The 15,912-nt window shown below is 35.6% G+C and carries 16 protein-coding genes; 8 read left to right on the top strand and 8 right to left on the bottom strand.

Annotated features, from left to right (window positions below; translation table 11 throughout):
* Positions 1-28: 28 nt before the first annotated feature.
* Together ybaK and MKX39_RS02760 are read right to left on the bottom strand one after the other, a co-directional pair.
* Positions 29-511 carry a Cys-tRNA(Pro) deacylase gene (gene ybaK, locus MKX39_RS02765; protein ID WP_340761426.1) on the bottom strand — a complete coding sequence of 161 codons (483 nt, stop codon included), beginning with the start codon at positions 509-511 and terminating at the stop codon, positions 29-31.
* Between the two features lie 16 nt (positions 512-527).
* On the bottom strand, positions 528-1,199 hold the full coding sequence (locus tag MKX39_RS02760; RefSeq protein WP_340768193.1) for a hypothetical protein: 672 nt from the start codon (positions 1,197-1,199) through the stop codon (positions 528-530).
* Between the two features lie 326 nt (positions 1,200-1,525).
* On the opposite strand from MKX39_RS02760, the gene MKX39_RS02755 reads away from it, so the two are divergent.
* Together MKX39_RS02755 and MKX39_RS02750 are read left to right on the top strand one after the other, a co-directional pair.
* Complete coding sequence (locus tag MKX39_RS02755) at positions 1,526-3,715, top strand: DNA topoisomerase III (RefSeq protein WP_340768192.1); 2,190 nt, start codon at positions 1,526-1,528, stop codon at positions 3,713-3,715.
* A gap of 201 nt (positions 3,716-3,916) precedes the next feature.
* Positions 3,917-5,905, top strand: coding sequence for a bifunctional diguanylate cyclase/phosphodiesterase (locus MKX39_RS02750; protein WP_340768191.1), 1,989 nt, complete (start codon positions 3,917-3,919; stop codon positions 5,903-5,905).
* 71 nt (positions 5,906-5,976) lie between these two features.
* On the opposite strand, the gene MKX39_RS02745 is transcribed toward MKX39_RS02750, so the two are convergent.
* The 4 genes from MKX39_RS02745 to MKX39_RS02730 form a co-directional block, all read right to left on the bottom strand.
* A complete protein-coding gene (locus MKX39_RS02745; protein WP_340768190.1) occupies positions 5,977-7,281 on the bottom strand; it encodes a DUF4179 domain-containing protein in 1,305 nt (434 codons plus the stop codon).
* A complete protein-coding gene (locus tag MKX39_RS02740) occupies positions 7,274-7,792 on the bottom strand; it encodes a sigma-70 family RNA polymerase sigma factor (protein ID WP_340768189.1) in 519 nt (172 codons plus the stop codon). Before MKX39_RS02740 ends, MKX39_RS02745 begins: the two co-directional genes overlap by 8 nt.
* Before the next feature lie 134 nt (positions 7,793-7,926).
* Complete coding sequence (locus MKX39_RS02735) at positions 7,927-8,490, bottom strand: NADPH-dependent FMN reductase (protein WP_340768188.1); 564 nt, start codon at positions 8,488-8,490, stop codon at positions 7,927-7,929.
* A gap of 141 nt (positions 8,491-8,631) precedes the next feature.
* Positions 8,632-9,390: an NAD(P)H-binding protein gene (locus MKX39_RS02730; protein ID WP_340768186.1), complete on the bottom strand. Its 759-nt coding sequence runs from the start codon at positions 9,388-9,390 to the stop codon at positions 8,632-8,634.
* A 79-nt stretch (positions 9,391-9,469) separates the two neighbouring features.
* Here MKX39_RS02730 and MKX39_RS02725 point away from each other — a divergent pair, with 79 nt between their 5' ends.
* The 6 genes from MKX39_RS02725 (at position 9,470) to MKX39_RS22305 (ending at position 14,165) form a co-directional block, all read left to right on the top strand.
* Positions 9,470-10,474, top strand: coding sequence for a hypothetical protein (locus MKX39_RS02725; RefSeq protein ID WP_340768185.1), 1,005 nt, complete (start codon positions 9,470-9,472; stop codon positions 10,472-10,474).
* A gap of 45 nt (positions 10,475-10,519) precedes the next feature.
* Positions 10,520-10,708 (top strand): SE1832 family protein, encoded by a 189-nt coding sequence (locus MKX39_RS02720; protein ID WP_175496208.1) that lies wholly within the window; start codon positions 10,520-10,522, stop codon positions 10,706-10,708.
* A gap of 34 nt (positions 10,709-10,742) precedes the next feature.
* A complete protein-coding gene (locus MKX39_RS02715; protein WP_093535897.1) occupies positions 10,743-12,308 on the top strand; it encodes an ABC-F family ATP-binding cassette domain-containing protein in 1,566 nt (521 codons plus the stop codon).
* A 516-nt stretch (positions 12,309-12,824) separates the two neighbouring features.
* On the top strand, positions 12,825-13,313 hold the full coding sequence (locus tag MKX39_RS02710) for a hypothetical protein (protein WP_340768183.1): 489 nt from the start codon (positions 12,825-12,827) through the stop codon (positions 13,311-13,313).
* Positions 13,229-14,014 carry an IS3 family transposase gene (locus tag MKX39_RS02705; RefSeq protein WP_340771318.1) on the top strand — a complete coding sequence of 262 codons (786 nt, stop codon included), beginning with the start codon at positions 13,229-13,231 and terminating at the stop codon, positions 14,012-14,014. The genes MKX39_RS02710 and MKX39_RS02705 overlap by 85 nt, the downstream gene beginning before the upstream one ends.
* Positions 14,001-14,165 carry an IS3 family transposase gene (locus MKX39_RS22305; RefSeq protein ID WP_445678042.1) on the top strand — a complete coding sequence of 55 codons (165 nt, stop codon included), beginning with the start codon at positions 14,001-14,003 and terminating at the stop codon, positions 14,163-14,165. Before MKX39_RS02705 ends, MKX39_RS22305 begins: the two co-directional genes overlap by 14 nt.
* 179 nt (positions 14,166-14,344) lie before the next feature.
* On the opposite strand, the gene MKX39_RS02700 is transcribed toward MKX39_RS22305, so the two are convergent.
* Together MKX39_RS02700 and MKX39_RS02695 are read right to left on the bottom strand one after the other, a co-directional pair.
* Positions 14,345-14,893, bottom strand: a complete 549-nt coding sequence (locus MKX39_RS02700; RefSeq protein ID WP_093535899.1) for an RNA polymerase sigma factor — start codon at positions 14,891-14,893, stop codon at positions 14,345-14,347.
* A 484-nt stretch (positions 14,894-15,377) separates the two neighbouring features.
* Positions 15,378-15,836, bottom strand: a complete 459-nt coding sequence (locus tag MKX39_RS02695; RefSeq protein WP_340768182.1) for a DIP1984 family protein — start codon at positions 15,834-15,836, stop codon at positions 15,378-15,380.
* Between the last annotated feature and the right edge of the window lie 76 nt (positions 15,837-15,912).

The following is a 15,912-nucleotide window of genomic DNA, read 5'->3' as shown; positions in this document are numbered from 1 at the left end:
CAATTATAACGGTGTTTTTATCAAATGATTACATTTTAATAATTGTTGCAATTCGCCCATTCGTTAGCTGAAGTAAATCCTGTAGACTTAGTTTTAGTTGAAGACCTATTCTCCCACCACTTACGAGGATAAAATCAAGACTCTCTGCACTTGCATCTATCCATGTTGGGAATAATTTCTTCATCCCAATTGGGGAGCATCCCCCTCTAATATAACCAGTAGTTGGCTGCAATTCCTTTAACGGCAACAACTCAACTTTCTTCTCTCCTACCACTTTTGCTACTGCTTTTAAATCTAATTCTTTATGTACTGGAATAATACAAACAAAATGCTTATTTGCTCCAGCGGTAACAAGCAGTGTTTTATAAACAACAAAAACGGGATAGCCTATTTTATCTGCTACAGTTACCCCGTCTACTTGATCGCCAGTTAGCTCATATTCTATTATATCGAACGCAATGTTCTGCTGTTCAAGTTTACGCACCGCATTCGTCTTTTGTTTTTTGCTCATATTTGGAAGCCCCTTCTTATGCTATGCGGAAGAAACTTGGCTGTTGGTCAGTAAAGCCATATTTTTTCATTTGCACTTGAAATGAGTATTTTGCAATTGCTTGTTCTATATATCTTTTTTTCTGTAAATCCTCCCGTTGCACCCCAGGGGATTGTAGGTCATATTGAACAGAGCGATTAGATACCGCAGCCTCATCTTCTCTTTGTCTTTTTGCTTCAACCTCGATTTGTCTAGTTGCTTCTTCGTTTAATGTAATTTGTGTTTGAACGGTTTGTATTTTTGCAGTAGCATTGGCCGCTAGTCGTAAGTCTTCGGAACTCAGGTGATCAGGAGCAAGTGCAGAACTTCTAACTTTCTCTAATAGCTCTATCGTCTTTTCAGGGGTAGGCCCGCCTACTATTTGCACTGGAACTGCTGGTCCTTTTATTTCTAGCATACTTTTGCTTTTTTCTAGTTGCTGAAACTCTTTAACTGCCGCACTTATTTCGGGGGAATCACTTTCTTTTTCCTTCTTCCCAAGTAACAAATCCTCTAAGTCTGCTAATGTAGGATTCTTTTTAGGCTGATAATATTCAGCATTTTTACGATAGGCTTGTCCTACATCTTTACGCTGAAAGGCTTGTTTACGTTGTTCTGCTTCTGCTATTAATTTCAAAGTACCGTTTCCTGTCGCCCTCACCAACATCATTCTTCCACCTCTTTCCATATAGTTCTCCTTCTTAACATTTTACCACTTTCACAAAATATTCAAACTTACTATTGTCATGAATTTCACATGCATAAAGACTCAAATAGTTTTTTATAAAATTTTTAATTTTTTAGGTCTTTTATACTTATCCGTAATTTTTAAAATGTCTTATAAAATTCATAAAAGAGCCAAAACTGCTTTTTACGCAATCTGAACATCTAATTTAAGTCGCTAACTACCAGGTTGACTAAGGGCGTCCGCCACTGCAAAAGCCCTTACTATATGATATATTAAATTTTAATGGTAGTTCGAAGGGAAGTTATAAAATGAAGAAAAGTGTAGTAATAGCAGAGAAGCCCTCTGTAGCTAGAGACATTGCAAATGTCCTTAAGTGTCACAAAAAAGGAAACGGTTATTTAGAAGGTGACAAGTATATCGTTACTTGGGCATTGGGACATTTAGTAACATTAGCAGATCCTGAAACTTATGATGTTAAATATAAAACGTGGAATTTGGATGATTTACCAATGCTCCCAAATGATTTGAAGCTAGTCGTTATTAAACAAACAAGCAAACAATATAATGCGGTCAAAAGTCAGTTAGTTCGTACGGATGTCAGTGATATTATCATTGCAACCGATGCTGGTCGTGAAGGTGAATTAGTAGCGAGATGGATTATTGAAAAAGCTAAGGTTAAAAAACCTGTTCAACGACTTTGGATTTCATCTGTAACGGATAAAGCTATTAAAGATGGTTTTCAAAATTTAAAACCAGGTAAAGCTTATGAAAATTTATATCACGCAGCTGTTGCAAGGTCTGAGGCAGATTGGTATATCGGGTTAAATGCAACTCGCGCACTTACAAGTAAATTCAATGCACAACTTTCATGTGGACGTGTGCAGACTCCAACTGTCGCGATTATTGCTCAAAGAGAAAACGAAATAAGAAACTTTAAACCGAAAACATATTACGGTGTGGAAGCACATACAGATCAAAAGTTAAAGCTTACTTGGGTGGACAAACAAACAAATGACTCTCGTACTTTCACTAAAGAAAAAGTAGAACAAATTGTTTCTAAAGTGGACAACAAACAGGGAACCATCGTAGAGGTCGATAAAAAACATAAGAAAAGCTTTGCGCCTCAACTATATGACTTAACTGAGCTCCAACGAGATGCCAACAAAATATTTGGATATTCAGCGAAAGAAACACTTGGTATTATGCAAACTTTGTATGAGCGACATAAAGTGCTAACGTATCCTCGTACGGATTCAAGATATATTTCTACTGATATTGTAGAGACATTACCAGAACGTCTAAAGTCATCTGGCATTGGGCAATATAGACCATTTGCTAACAAAGTATTACAAAAGCCTATAAAAGCAACCAAAGCATTTGTAGATGATAGTAAGGTTTCAGATCACCACGCTATTATTCCAACAGAAGAAACAGTAATGCAGTCTAACTTTACAGATAAAGAACGCAAAATTTATGACTTAGTGATTAAACGTTTTATAGCAGTACTTTATCCTCCTTTTGAATATGAGCAAATTACGGTCAAAGCGTCTATTGGCGATGAATTATTTGTAGCAAAAGGAAAAACGATTCTTTCGTCAGGTTGGAAGGAAGTATATGAAAATCGTTTTGATGAGGAAGAAAATACTGAAGACATGAAAGAACAACTACTTCCTAGCATAAACAAAGGCGATAAACTTTCCGTGAAATTAGTTACTGAAACATCAGGACAAACGAAAGCGCCGGCAAGGTTCAATGAAGGTTCTTTACTTACAGCTATGGAAAATCCGGCAAAGTATATGGGTACACAGGATAAGGAACTAGCTAAAACACTGGATAAAACAGGTGGATTAGGAACAGTTGCTACAAGGGCAGATATTATTGAAAAACTGTTCAATTCATTCCTTATGGAGAAAAAAGGAAAGGATATTTACTTAACTTCTAAAGGGAAACAATTACTTGAATTAGTTCCAGAAGATCTAAAAACACCTGCCCTTACAGCTGAATGGGAGCAAAAATTGGATGCAATTGCAAAAGGGAAATTGAGTAAAAACGTATTTATTAATGAAATGAAAACTTATACGAAAACAATTGTTAGCAATATCAAAAATAGTGATAAAAAATTCAAGCATGATAATATATCCACAAAAAGCTGTCCTGATTGTGGCAAACCTATGCTTGAAGTGAACGGAAAAAAAGGGAAAATGCTTGTATGTCAAGATCGTGAATGCGGCCATCGCAAAAACGTCGCAAGAGTTACTAATGCCCGTTGTCCACAATGTAAGAAAAAACTGGAATTGCGCGGTGAGGGTGATGGTCAGATCTTCACATGTAAATGTGGATTCCGAGAAAAATTATCTGCTTTCGAACGCCGGAAAAAAAATTCAGGTGGTAAAGTGGATAAACGCGATGTACAAAAGTATTTAAAGAAACAAAACCAAGAAGAAGAACCTGTAAATACAGCACTAGCAGAAGCATTAAAAAAATTAAATTTAAAATAATATAAAACTATACATCATTTCCTAACTAGGATCTGATGTATAGTTTTTTCTATCTATTATTTCCACATACTTTTCAACTATTACTCCAATATAATCATAATTACATCATTTTTTTACATTTACATTACTATTTTCTCACCCTTTTTTATCCGATAGGTGGTATTATTGACATAATAACACTGAACTTATGAGGTGAAATAGTTGGATATAGCTGTCCCCTTAAAAAATACAATATTAAATGCCTCAGAAGATTTAATCATTGTACTGGACGATACTGGCAACATAATAAACATGAATAGTGCGTGGAAAAAGATTGAAACAGTGAATGAATTTGTTCCTCTAATTGTTAAGAACTCAAACTTCACGGACTTATTAGAGTCAACACAGAATTACGAGCAATTGGATTCTATTCAACAAATACTGCGTGGAGATACAGATGAATTTCAAAAGAAGTTTACAGTTTCTATAGAACAAAAGCAGTATTACTATTTATTTCGTACGTACAAATTGACCCTCTCTTCCAATCGAGTGGGTGCAATTATTATTTACTCAGCATATAAGCAAGAAGTAGTCTCAGAGATGAAGAATATTTTAGAAAGTATGACAGATGCTTTCTTTTCAGTCGATAAAAGTTGGAATATTACATACATAAATGAGTATGGAAAAACCCTACTTAGCCAAGTACTTCCAAGCTTTAACTATAAAAGTTCCGAAAGCCCTTCTTTGTTAGAGACAGAATTTTTCCCTTTTCTTCAACAAGTAATGTTAGAACAGGAAACTCGACAACAAGAAATTTTCATCCCATCAATACCTACTTGGTTCGAGGTTAAAGCTTATCCGATAGCAGAAGGTGGTTTGTCTGTTTTTTTCCATCATATAGCCGAAAGAAAAAATATTGAAAAAGATTTAAGGAACTTAGCTTATTTTGACTTTTTAACACATTTACCTAATCGTAGAATGACCTATGACCTGCTACAGCGTAAAATAAAAAATGGTGAGCCTTTTTCATTTTTTTATATAGATTTAGATGGCTTTAAATTGATAAATGATATGTATGGACATACACGCGGGGATTCAATTCTTGTGGAAATGGCTAATTTTTTTAACCAAACCATCAAAGTAGATAAGGTAGTCTCCCGAGTGGGTGGCGATGAGTTTGTTATTTTCACAGATGAAGTAGATAAAGAAAAGTTAAGTATTATTGCAAATAAATTGGTTCAAGACTTCCAAGAAATTTCTGAATCCAAATCAGTACCGTCTATTCCGTTAAGTCTAAGCATTGGAATTTCTAGATTTCCTCAGGATGCGTCCAATACCGACTTACTATTTCGTTACGCTAATGTTGCTATGTATACTTCCAAAAAACGAAATATTAATAACTTCAGTTTCTTTGAATACTCGATGATTGAGGAGATAGAACGTAAGGTCCATATTGAAAATGAGTTACACGGGAATCTAAAAGATACTGCGATTCACTTTGTTGTGCAACCTCAATTCGATTCTACAAATAATGAAGTAATCGGCGTAGAGGTGCTCACTCGTTGGATTCATCCGAAGTACGGCTATATTACTCCTCCAGAGTTTATTGGAATTGCTGATAATAGTGGAAGAATAGAGGAACTCACAAAGTATTTGATCTGCGAGGTGTTTTCCAAAGTTTCTAAATGGATCCAGGACTATGGTTTTAATAAGCCAGTAGCTATTAATATTACTCCGAAGCTACTTGGAAACAGGCAATTTTTTAATGATTTAATTCACTTTATTCAGTTTTATAATATTCCACCACAGATGGTAGATATCGAAATTACTGAGAATGCTAATTTAGACACCGACCAAAATATATTAAGTAATATTGCCTTTTGTCGAAAATATGGAATCCGCTTATCCTTAGACGATTTTGGAACTGGGTATTCTAAGTTAGCAGATCTTGTCGATTTTCCAATCGATAAATTGAAAATCGATAAGTATTTTGTCGATAAAATCGGTAAAGAAACTAATGCGGAGCTCATATTGCATACATTTATGAATCTTGCCAAAGGATTAAAATGCGATGTTCTTGCAGAGGGTGTAGAAACAAAAGAGCAGGTCGATTACTTGAATAGCCTTGGTCTTACATATTTTCAAGGTTACTATTTCTCTAAGCCTGTTTCTCTCGAAGAATTTGAACAAACTTTCTTAATAAATAACTAATAAACAGGTGAAGAAAAAGCATGTTTTCTTCACCTGTTATTATTACCTATCTAATCTCTATATCCAACCACCTATTTTACTTGGAGCGAAACAGACCCATTTAAGTAATTGGGATATGCAACGAACTCTATTTTAACTGGGTTAATAATGCCTTTTGCATCTATAGTTACTTCTGTAAATTGTTCATCTTGGTCTCCCCAATTGCTTTCGCGTGGTATATCAATTATCTCACCTTTAGCATTTTCCCCTTGAGAAAATAGAGAATACATATGATTCTCTATTATAGGTCTATATTTCAGTTCAATTGTATTACTACCAACATTTAATATTTCCATTTTTCTATCGGATGGCTGTTCAATGATTTCCTTTTTTGCAAAGTCTACGAGTAAATAGCTTTCCTCTTTAAGGAGTGCTTGCACCGTTTCAAATTTTAAATACAGCTCTTTTGGCTCCTTAAAATAGTTACTTTCTAAAAAATACGTATTTTCTTTATTTTCATTTTCACCGAAGCTAGTTATACCATTTTGAATGGAACTCCATACTTCTCCGTTTTCATCCTCTAATCGCATATCCTCAAACTGCAATATTTTCATATCATTTTCTTCATCAAATTTTAAAACAAGGGCTACTCTTAATGGGTATACCTTTATCTTCTTAACTTCAATTCGTTGACCATCCATCTCAACAGTTTTATTTAATGTATATATTTTCCCTGACTTAATTTCTTTTTTTAGTGTAAATGGCACCTTAAAAACCGTTGTCTTATTAGCTTGTTCTGCTTCCAATTGAAGTTCAAAATTCATACTTGATAATTGTTTTATATCACTAAAAACAAAACTAAATGTACCTTCTTTTCTATTTCCAGTTTCTTGGTCTGGTGGATCATAACTGATCGCTGCTAATAGCTCCTGACTATTATTTAAAAACTTGATATTCTCATAATCTATATTCTCTAGTGAGTGCGGAGCTTCTAATGTATAAAAAACTTCCGCTCCTGTTTCATCAATAATAATTCCATCTACTGTAAAAGTTATATTATCTTTAACTTGAGCAATACCAATGGCCTCATAATAATCATTCTCGACGATTGCTTTCATTCCTTTGTCCAAATGAAGGAGATGCACGAAACTCTCCATTCCCGGTATTGTTGAAATTGCACTAGCAAATGCTGGTGATACACGAATGGATGTCACTAAGGTTAGTATCAGAATTGCTGCAACAGAAAAAGCCCATAGTGTTTTATTGCGTTTTCTTCTTTTAGCTTTCGCTTGTATTATTCCCAGTTGAATTGCAGTATTTACGAGTTGCTCAGGTACAACCACTTGCTCTAGCTTCTTTTTTGTTATGTCTAACATGTCTTCTTCTTTTTCATACATGGCCAGCATCTCCCTTCTCTGATAGGAAATTTCTAAGTGACTTAAGTGCTTTATGAAGCCTCGACTTAACAGTTCCCTCTGGGATTCTTTCTAGTTTTGCAATTTCTTTAATTTTAGTATTTTGAAAATATTTCAGGAATATTAACTGTTGGTCAGCAGTTGATAGGGATGCAATTGCTTCGTTCATTTCTAGGTAGGTAGTATCTTCCTTATATCCTATCGTCTGTAGGATTTCACTTGGACTATCCCTTTTCTTTTTCTTCAACTGATCCTGGCAATAGTTCATCATAATTCTTACTAACCATGTTTTCATAAAGGTGGGTTCTTTCAATGTATGTATTTTTTGATATGCTCGAAAGGTTACTTCCTGCATTGCTTCCAGTGCATCATGTTCATTCTTTAAAAATGCATAAGCTGTTCGATATAATGTATCTTTATATAATTGCATTATCTGTAAGAAAGCCTCGTCATCCCCTTTAATGGCTTTCCTAGCAATTTCAATTGTCTCCACTCAGTCACCCCCTTGTCTGCTATATATATTAGACATCACAAAGCCAATAAAGTTCATTTGAATATAATTTTTGTTGAAGGATAAATAATGGCCATAAAAAAAGACATCTCTATTTACAGAGACATCTTACATTTTTAGTGGACATCCATCGGTTCCTTAGAAAGGTTTTTGCTCATTTCTGCGTATTGAACAAATACACGAGCAAGCTCTCTTAAACGATCATGTACATCATTATCGATAATGACATTGTTTTCATCAAAATGACTTTTATGTGTGTAAACATAATTAGGTGTTACTAGGCATCTAAAATAATCTAAAATTGGTTTGAGCTGATTTTCTATGACAAGATGATGTTGGTATGTTCCACCATTGGCAACGATTGATACTGGTTTATAGCGCATGGATTTGGGGTGAAGAAAATCAAAGGTATTTTTCAGCACTCCTGGTATAGAACCTTGGAAAATAGGTGATGCGATAATGAAACCATCTGCTTGGTCAAATTTACTCACCAATAGTTTCATATCATCATTGTAGTTTTCAAAGGGACGTCCATCTACAAACTGATGCTCATAATTTGAAAGGTGAATAATTTCTAAAGTGTAATCTGAATTGACTTCTTCTATATAGTCCTTCACTTGTTCTAAGATGACACCAGTTTTCGTACCAATTACCGTTCCGTCTACGAGTAGAATTTTCATCTTACAAAAACCTCCTTATTCGTCCTTTATTGTATCAAAAAAAGGCGCTAAAATTGTAAAATGAGATCCAATTTATCAAAGTTCATCCTTTTGACGGAGAGGTTATGACGCTTTCGGACATTTTAATTTTTTTCAGAAAGCTTAATCTTTCGAAGTATCTTTATCAACAAAAATATCCTCTCGATTATCCCAATTAAACAACTCTTCCCGTGAAATGGGCTCTACTTCCACTGTCTCAAATGGCTTGGCATTTAAAATGTCCAGTGGTTTATAGACGTTTACACTATTCTTGGTATTATGTAATGCATAATGGTACATAGCAAAAGCCAGCTGTTCCCCTTGAATAGAGCGAAGTCTTTTAAACGGCCCTATTAAAATAGGATTTAAAAGTTTGAAAACACCTTCTGATAGGCGCTCCCCTAAACGAAATTCTCCTCGATTTCCAGTAAGCAAAGAAGGTCTATAAATGAACAGATACGGTAGGTCTATTGCTAATAACCCCTCCTCCATTCTGCCCTTCACTTGACTATAGAAAAAAGGCGACTTTTTACTGGAGCCTATCGCCGAGATAACGTGAAAATTTGGAATCCCACGTTTTTTGGCTAACGAAGCAATTCTTAATGGATATTCTAAATCTACTCGTTCAAAATTTTCTTTTGACTTAGCTTTTTTCATCGTGGTACCTAGACAGCAAAATAGATCGTCTGCAATATCTAAATCGTTTTCTTCTAATTTATCAAAATCCTTAACCTGAACATCAAGTTTGGCATGCTTATAAGCAAAATCTCTTCTTACTATTACTGATACTGCAGCATATTCTTCACTTTCACATAGTTGTTTTACTAAGAATTTTCCAGTAAAACCAGTAGCACCTACTACTATAGCCACTCTTTTAGCCATTTTACTTCCCCCCTTTTGTCATAAGCACCTGTCCATTTCCATACACTTAAAAGATAACTATTGGAAAGGAAGATGTAATATGAAACTAGCTTATATATTAAATACACTGCCACATCGAGGACTTTATCCTGCTGATCGTGCAGTAGCATTACTTTCTTCATTAAAACCAACTAACTTCGAAATTTTTGTGCATAACTCTAATACAAGCCTCATTCAATATTTAAAAAAACAGCAAATGCAACCTCTTTTGTATAGAAATAATTCACACCTAATCGAGGAAATGAAAGTTTTTGATCCTACTTGTATTATGCATGATGGTGGAAATTCGGAAAAGGATCTTATCCGTCGTTTAAAAATGTTCAATAGTACGCTTATTCATTTGGACGACCATGGAGATGGTGGGACATTGGCTGATCTTGTCATTCAATCATTGTATGAAAATCCGAAGGACTTAACGAAAGAGCAATATGTATTTGGTCCGCTTGGCTATATTCCAACCAAAAAAACGGTCTATAAAAATAATAACACGATACAGGATCCCCCGCATATTATCGTAAGTTTTCCGCATGAAGATCCCGAAAATTTAACTTACCGAACTTTAAGACATCTTGTACAACTTCATATTCCACTTCAGATTAGCGTATTAGTGGACGAACATTACAAGCATGATATACTCGAACTGAAACGATTTGCACTTACACGCAAATCGATAAAAATTGTCTCTACGTCAGAACCTGAAACATTCCTCCCAAACGGTGATATAGTAATAACTTCCGGAACATATATGCCATTCCTAGTAGCCCAATTTCAAATTCCTTGCATCGTTCTTTGTGCACACGAAGATGAAGTTAACTACGCATTCCCTCAGGAAGGACATGGCTTCGCAAACCTAGGACTTGGTAGAAAGATAAAACAATCTTACCTTCAAAATGCGGTGATGGAAATTATCCTTCATGATAATAGAAGAAACGCCTTTATACAAAAGCAGAAACGGTTTGATTTTAGTAATAACTTAGTAGAATTAGTCAAACTGATTGAACAAACCATTGCAAGTTCGAAAGAGGAACAAGAAATCGTACGCTAGGTCCTTTTTTATGCTACAATGAATGCAAAATACTGAAGGTGATCGATGATGACAAAATCACAGCTACAATCAGAAATTGCTGAGCTAAAATTGGACTATATTAACTTGCAAGGTGATATGGAAAAATTAGAGTCAAATGGCCATCCTACTCAAGTTGAAAATGCTGAACGTAGACTAGCAACAATGGAAGAAAAACTTGCAGAACTAAACAAACAGCTCGCGGAATTATTATAATCCGCAGAGCTTTCTTTTTGGAGGAAATAGATACATGAGCTTATTAGTAGAAAATTTAGGACATACATTCGGAGATCGTACCCTATTTAAGGATGTTTCATTTCGCTTAGTCGAGGGTGAGCATGTTGGACTTGTAGGTGCCAATGGTGTTGGAAAGTCAACATTAATGAATATATTAACAGGTGAAATCATTCATGACGAAGGACGTGTAGAATGGCTGCCAGGTACCCATTACGGATACTTAGATCAGCATACTCGTCTACAACCAGGACGTACAATGTTTGATACACTACGCGATGCTTATTTACCGCTTTATAAAAAAGAAGCAGAGTTAAACGAAATTATTGGAAAAATGGCAGAAGCTACTCCCGAGGAGCTTGAAGTGTTATTAGAGCAAATGGCGGACATTCAAGATGCTTTAGATGCTGGTGACTTTTATTCGTTAGATATGAAGATAGAAGAGGTTGCTAGAGGTCTTGGGTTAGATGCTGTTGGTTTAGATCGACCAGTCGAAGCACTTTCTGGTGGTCAGCGTACAAAGGTTTTACTTGCTAAGCTATTATTAGAAAAACCTAAAGTTTTGCTATTGGATGAGCCTACCAACTATTTAGATGAAGAGCATGTAAACTGGCTTTCCAATTATTTAAAAAACTATCCACACGCATTTTTATTGATATCCCATGATACTGAATTTATGAATGGTATCGTAGGCGTTATCTTCCAGCTAGAATTTTCGAAACTGACAAGATACACCGCATCTTATGAGAAATTCTTAGAGCTTGCTGAACTAAACAAAAGACAGCATATTGATGCTTATGAAAAGCAGCAGGATTTCATTAAAAAACAAGAAGATTTTATCGCCAAAAACAAAGCACGATACTCTACGACTGGACGAGCAAAATCTCGTCAGAAACAACTGGATCGAATAGAACGAATCGACCGCCCGGAAACGGCAGCCAAACCAGAGTTTAGTTTCAAGGAATCTCGTAGCCCTAGTCGCTATGTTGTAGAAGCAGAGCATTTGGAAATCGGTTACGACAAGGCTTTACTACCTCCATTGACTTTTTCCATTGAGCGTGGCGAAAAAATTGCCTTAGTCGGAATGAACGGAGTCGGTAAATCGACTTTGCTTAAAACAATTCTTGGAAAAATACCTCCTTTAAACGGAAAAGTAACACGTGGCGACTTTTTAACCCCTTGTTATTTCGAACAGGAAGTAAAAGCTGGAGATATCACACCGATTGAAGCTATTTGGGAAACATACCCAAGCATGGGACAAGCACAGGTACGTGGTGCTTTAGCTCGTACTGGACTAAAAAGCGATCATATCTCTCGTCCCCTTTCAAGTTTAAGCGGAGGCGAGCAAGCTAAAGTTCGTCTATGTAAATTAATGATGGAAGAAACAAACTGGTTAATCTTTGATGAGCCGACCAACCATCTGGATATTCATGCGAAAGAAGAATTAAAACGAGCTATGAAAGAATTCAAAGGGACAATTGTGCTAGTAAGCCATGAACCTGAATTTTATGAGGGGCTTGTTACAAAAGTATGGAACGTGGAAGAATGGTTCTCTACTGGTAAAGAAGTTATTAAAGAGTAGCGTTTTGCTATATTATTACCGAGTACATTTTTTAGGATGCTGTTGGTTGTGACATCGATCACAACCAACAGCATCCTTTTTTCAGTATTTTTGTGGCGTTTGTCTCTCCTACGCCTTCTTCAACCCTAGGTAAGTACAATTTTGGATAACTAGAGAAAGTATACTGGCTTCCACCTGATTCCGCATCGCTACTCTAGCTTCGAAACATGAAAGGCGTTGAAACGAAAACCAGTAGTATTATTCATTCTAAAAAATATGTTTAGCCTATGCACATTGTTTAAAAAAAGCCTTCCAAAGTGGAAGGCTCAGTTTGACGACAAAGGTATTTTTATAAATGGATATGAATAGTAATAAATATTCATAAGGGTTTAAGGGTTTTATTCATCCTATTAAAAGTAAGATATTGAATACTCTATTGGAACTGTTTATAAGGCAAGGTCCACCACGAAGACTCCTGTGGGAATAGTGATGTGCACCCAAAATGTTGGACTTAAAACTAACTTGGGGGTGCACGTTATGAACATAAAAAAAGCAGAAGTAATTGATGCCTTTTTTGAGAAAGGAATGTCATTAAGAAAAATCGCACGCGACCTGGGTGTCGATAAGATGGTTATTAGTAGTTGGATAGAAATCTATCGATTTCATGGAATGGAAGGATTAATGGCTCCTGCTTGTAAAGGTTATGAGGAATCTTTTAAAATACACGTAATACAACATATGATAGAGACAGCTGAACCTTATTCAAAAGTAGCTGGTCGTTTTAACATTCCCAGTCGTGCAACCATCTGGAAGTGGATGCATCAATACATGTCAGAAGAGGAATGGACGCTCTATTATTTGAAAAGGGAGCGTCGTGATATGAAGAAAAAGCAGCCGAAACAAGGTATGACAGACATCGAAAAATTACAAGAAGAGCTTGAATACTTAAGAGCAGAGAATGCTTATTTAAAAAAGTTAGATGCCTTAGTTCAAGAAAAAAAGAAGTCCCAACCAAAGAGAAAGTAAGAGTGATTGATGAATTAAGGCATGAATTTCCTCTACAAATTTTATTACATGTTTCTGAAGTAAAAAAAGCAACTTACTATTATCATAAGAAGAACTTAGAGAAGGCAGATAAATACGCAACGATAAAAGAAGCGATTGAACGTATATTCTACCAACACAAAGAGTTGTACGGGTATCGCCGAATTGTTTTAGCCTTACGCAAAGAAGGATTTTTTATTAATCATAAAACGGTACGCCGCTTAATGAATGACCTTGGTTTACATGGTGTTCAAAAGGCAAAGAAATATCGTTCGTACCGTGGCGAGGTTGGTCAGATTGCGAATAATAAAATCAATCGTCATTTCGAGACAGAAAAACCAAATCAAGTATGGCTAACAGATGTAACAGAATTTAAAGTAGCCGGCAATAAACTTTATTTATCCGCCTTTTTAGATGTGTTTAACCGGGAGATTGTCGGTTATTCTATTACACAAAACCCGAACTTTGGACTAATACAAGATTCTTTTGGAAATGCGATCAAACGGGCAAATTTATCTCTTCAAGATCAAGTATTGATCCATTCGGATCAAGGCTGGCTGTATCAAATCCCGCGTTTTCAACAGTTGATAAAACCTTATAACATGTCACAAAGTATGTCACGCAAAGGAAACTGTTTAGATAATGCCTTAATGGAAGGTTTCATTTGTTATTTTAAAAAATGAATGTATCTATCGAAATTCATTTCGCTCTTTAGAAGAAGCGACGCAAGAAATAGAAACCTATATTGAATATTACAATACACTACGCATCAAACAAAAACTCAATGGGATGAGCCCCATTGAGTATCGCTTAAACTATGAAAAAGCGGCATAATAAGAGTACAACTTTTGGGGTTCATATCATAGCTTGAGCTGAAGACCCCGCAAGGAGGCTGAAGCCAAGCCCACGGAAAGCGAAGTGGTGGGCATTGCCAAGTTTAATATTCAACTCTATACATCTAAAATTAAGTTTGTCTACAGTCTGAGCCTTCCAAAGTGGAAGGCTCTTACTTTCTATGCAAGTACTAATGAATCTTTTGCAAATTCATCATTCATGATTAGTTCCTTTAAACGCTGTTTAGCACGGAATAGTCTAGATTTTACTGTGCCAATGGACACTTTCATTACTTCAGCAATTTCGATTAATGAAAATTGATGTACATAGAAATACATAACTGTTTTTTGGTAGATGCTATCCAATTCGCTTACTTTAGATCGAATCATTTCACCAACATCTTCTTTTTCTAATTGCTCTTCAACGGATAGAACATCCGCTGCTATTAAGTCCAGCAATGAAATATCCAATTGTTCTGGCTGATTGGCTACATATTTACTACGTCTAACTTGTTTGCGATAGCGATCACGAAATGTATTCATACAAATGGTAGTTAACCATGCTTTGACATGATCTACTTCTTTCATATAAGATTCGTATCTTACGACTTTTACCCAAACTTCTTGCATTAAGTCTTCTGCTTCTGTTTGATTTTTTGTTAATTTCAATGATAAATAATATATGTAACGGTTATATTGCTCGTAAATTTCTTCTAATTGAACCTGCATGTTATTTCCTCCGCTCGGCTTTTCTTTCTTGTTAACTCTATAATGCCAAACTTTAACCTTACCCTCCATCGTATTCTCTTTCAGAAGAATTACAAAGGTGTAAGCCAAAATTTAGGAGGATAATAACTATCCATGGCCCTACTCTACTTTTGTTCCACTCTTTTTTACATAATCGTCTTCAACCAATACTAGTTAACTCAGAAAAAGACTGTAGAAAAACTAGAGTTCCTCTAGTTCAACTGCAGTCAAAGAGCCATATGAAAGTCATAACTTATAAAAGTTCCCCTTATCCACCCTCACGAAATGAAAATCAGTACGCGGTAGTTAATTGTTCCAGATTACTTGTACTTGTGTGACAGTACTGGGTGTAACTTGTATTATGAGGAGTTGAACCTCGAGGTTACCCCGAAACCTCTGCCGGTAAGTCCGACTTGACCTGTCGGAAGGTTTGTACTCGCCTTAACATTTCGCTACCAACTTTCGACTATTCGATTACATTAGTAAGCCAATTAATTTCTTGTATTTTAGTATCCAACATTCGATGTTTTCGGGATAGTTCATCCACATATTTCTGCGTATCTTTTACATTGATTGTTGTGATAGATTTAATCTCGGTTCTAGAGTATCTTTCGTGTTGCATGGCAGCAACATCCAGTAAAGCACTGTATATCTTCCCTTCTTGACCAAGTAAGTCTCGTTCCGTTAAGGCATCGGCAAGAGATTGTTGCTCACCAAAAGTAGTCAGTAAATTGGTCCGATTTATATTTTTTATAAGCTGTTTTAAGTTACTAAATATTTGATTCAGTTCTTTTGTTAATTCATAAGGATCCTCGTTCGGGGTTTCCCCTTCTTGTATTTTAGCATTTTGAAGTAATCTATTTCTCAACTGTTCAATCCGCTTTTGGTAATCTGATCGGACTATTAGAGCTTCTCCTAATTTCATGCTTATCGCCCCCTATATAATAAAGCTATTCGCTTTTCAATAGGGTAAGTCCTCTTTTTCATGAAAAAAAAAGACC

It is taken from the genome of Psychrobacillus sp. FSL K6-1464 (genome assembly GCF_038003145.1).
In the GTDB taxonomy this organism is placed as follows: domain Bacteria; phylum Bacillota; class Bacilli; order Bacillales_A; family Planococcaceae; genus Psychrobacillus; species Psychrobacillus psychrotolerans.
This window is presented reverse-complemented; position numbering and strand designations above follow the sequence as displayed.

Bases quoted from the DNA above. Each gene is read 5' to 3' on its own strand.
- MKX39_RS02755 (WP_340768192.1), top strand. From the start codon at position 1,526: ATGAAGAAAAGTGTAGTAATAGCAGAGAAGCCCTCTGTAGCTAGAGAC.
- MKX39_RS02720 (WP_175496208.1), top strand. From the start codon at position 10,520: ATGATGACAAAATCACAGCTACAATCAGAAATTGCTGAGCTAAAATTG.
- MKX39_RS02715 (WP_093535897.1), top strand. From the start codon at position 10,743: ATGAGCTTATTAGTAGAAAATTTAGGACATACATTCGGAGATCGTACC.
- MKX39_RS02695 (WP_340768182.1), bottom strand. From the start codon at position 15,836: ATGAAATTAGGAGAAGCTCTAATAGTCCGATCAGATTACCAAAAGCGG.
- MKX39_RS02730 (WP_340768186.1), bottom strand. From the start codon at position 9,390: ATGGCTAAAAGAGTGGCTATAGTAGTAGGTGCTACTGGTTTTACTGGA.
- MKX39_RS02735 (WP_340768188.1), bottom strand. From the start codon at position 8,490: ATGAAAATTCTACTCGTAGACGGAACGGTAATTGGTACGAAAACTGGT.
- MKX39_RS02760 (WP_340768193.1), bottom strand. From the start codon at position 1,199: ATGATGTTGGTGAGGGCGACAGGAAACGGTACTTTGAAATTAATAGCA.
- MKX39_RS02700 (WP_093535899.1), bottom strand. From the start codon at position 14,893: ATGCAGGTTCAATTAGAAGAAATTTACGAGCAATATAACCGTTACATA.
- ybaK (WP_340761426.1), bottom strand. From the start codon at position 511: ATGAGCAAAAAACAAAAGACGAATGCGGTGCGTAAACTTGAACAGCAG.
- MKX39_RS02710 (WP_340768183.1), top strand. From the start codon at position 12,825: ATGAACATAAAAAAAGCAGAAGTAATTGATGCCTTTTTTGAGAAAGGA.
- MKX39_RS02725 (WP_340768185.1), top strand. From the start codon at position 9,470: ATGAAACTAGCTTATATATTAAATACACTGCCACATCGAGGACTTTAT.
- MKX39_RS02745 (WP_340768190.1), bottom strand. From the start codon at position 7,281: ATGTATGAAAAAGAAGAAGACATGTTAGACATAACAAAAAAGAAGCTA.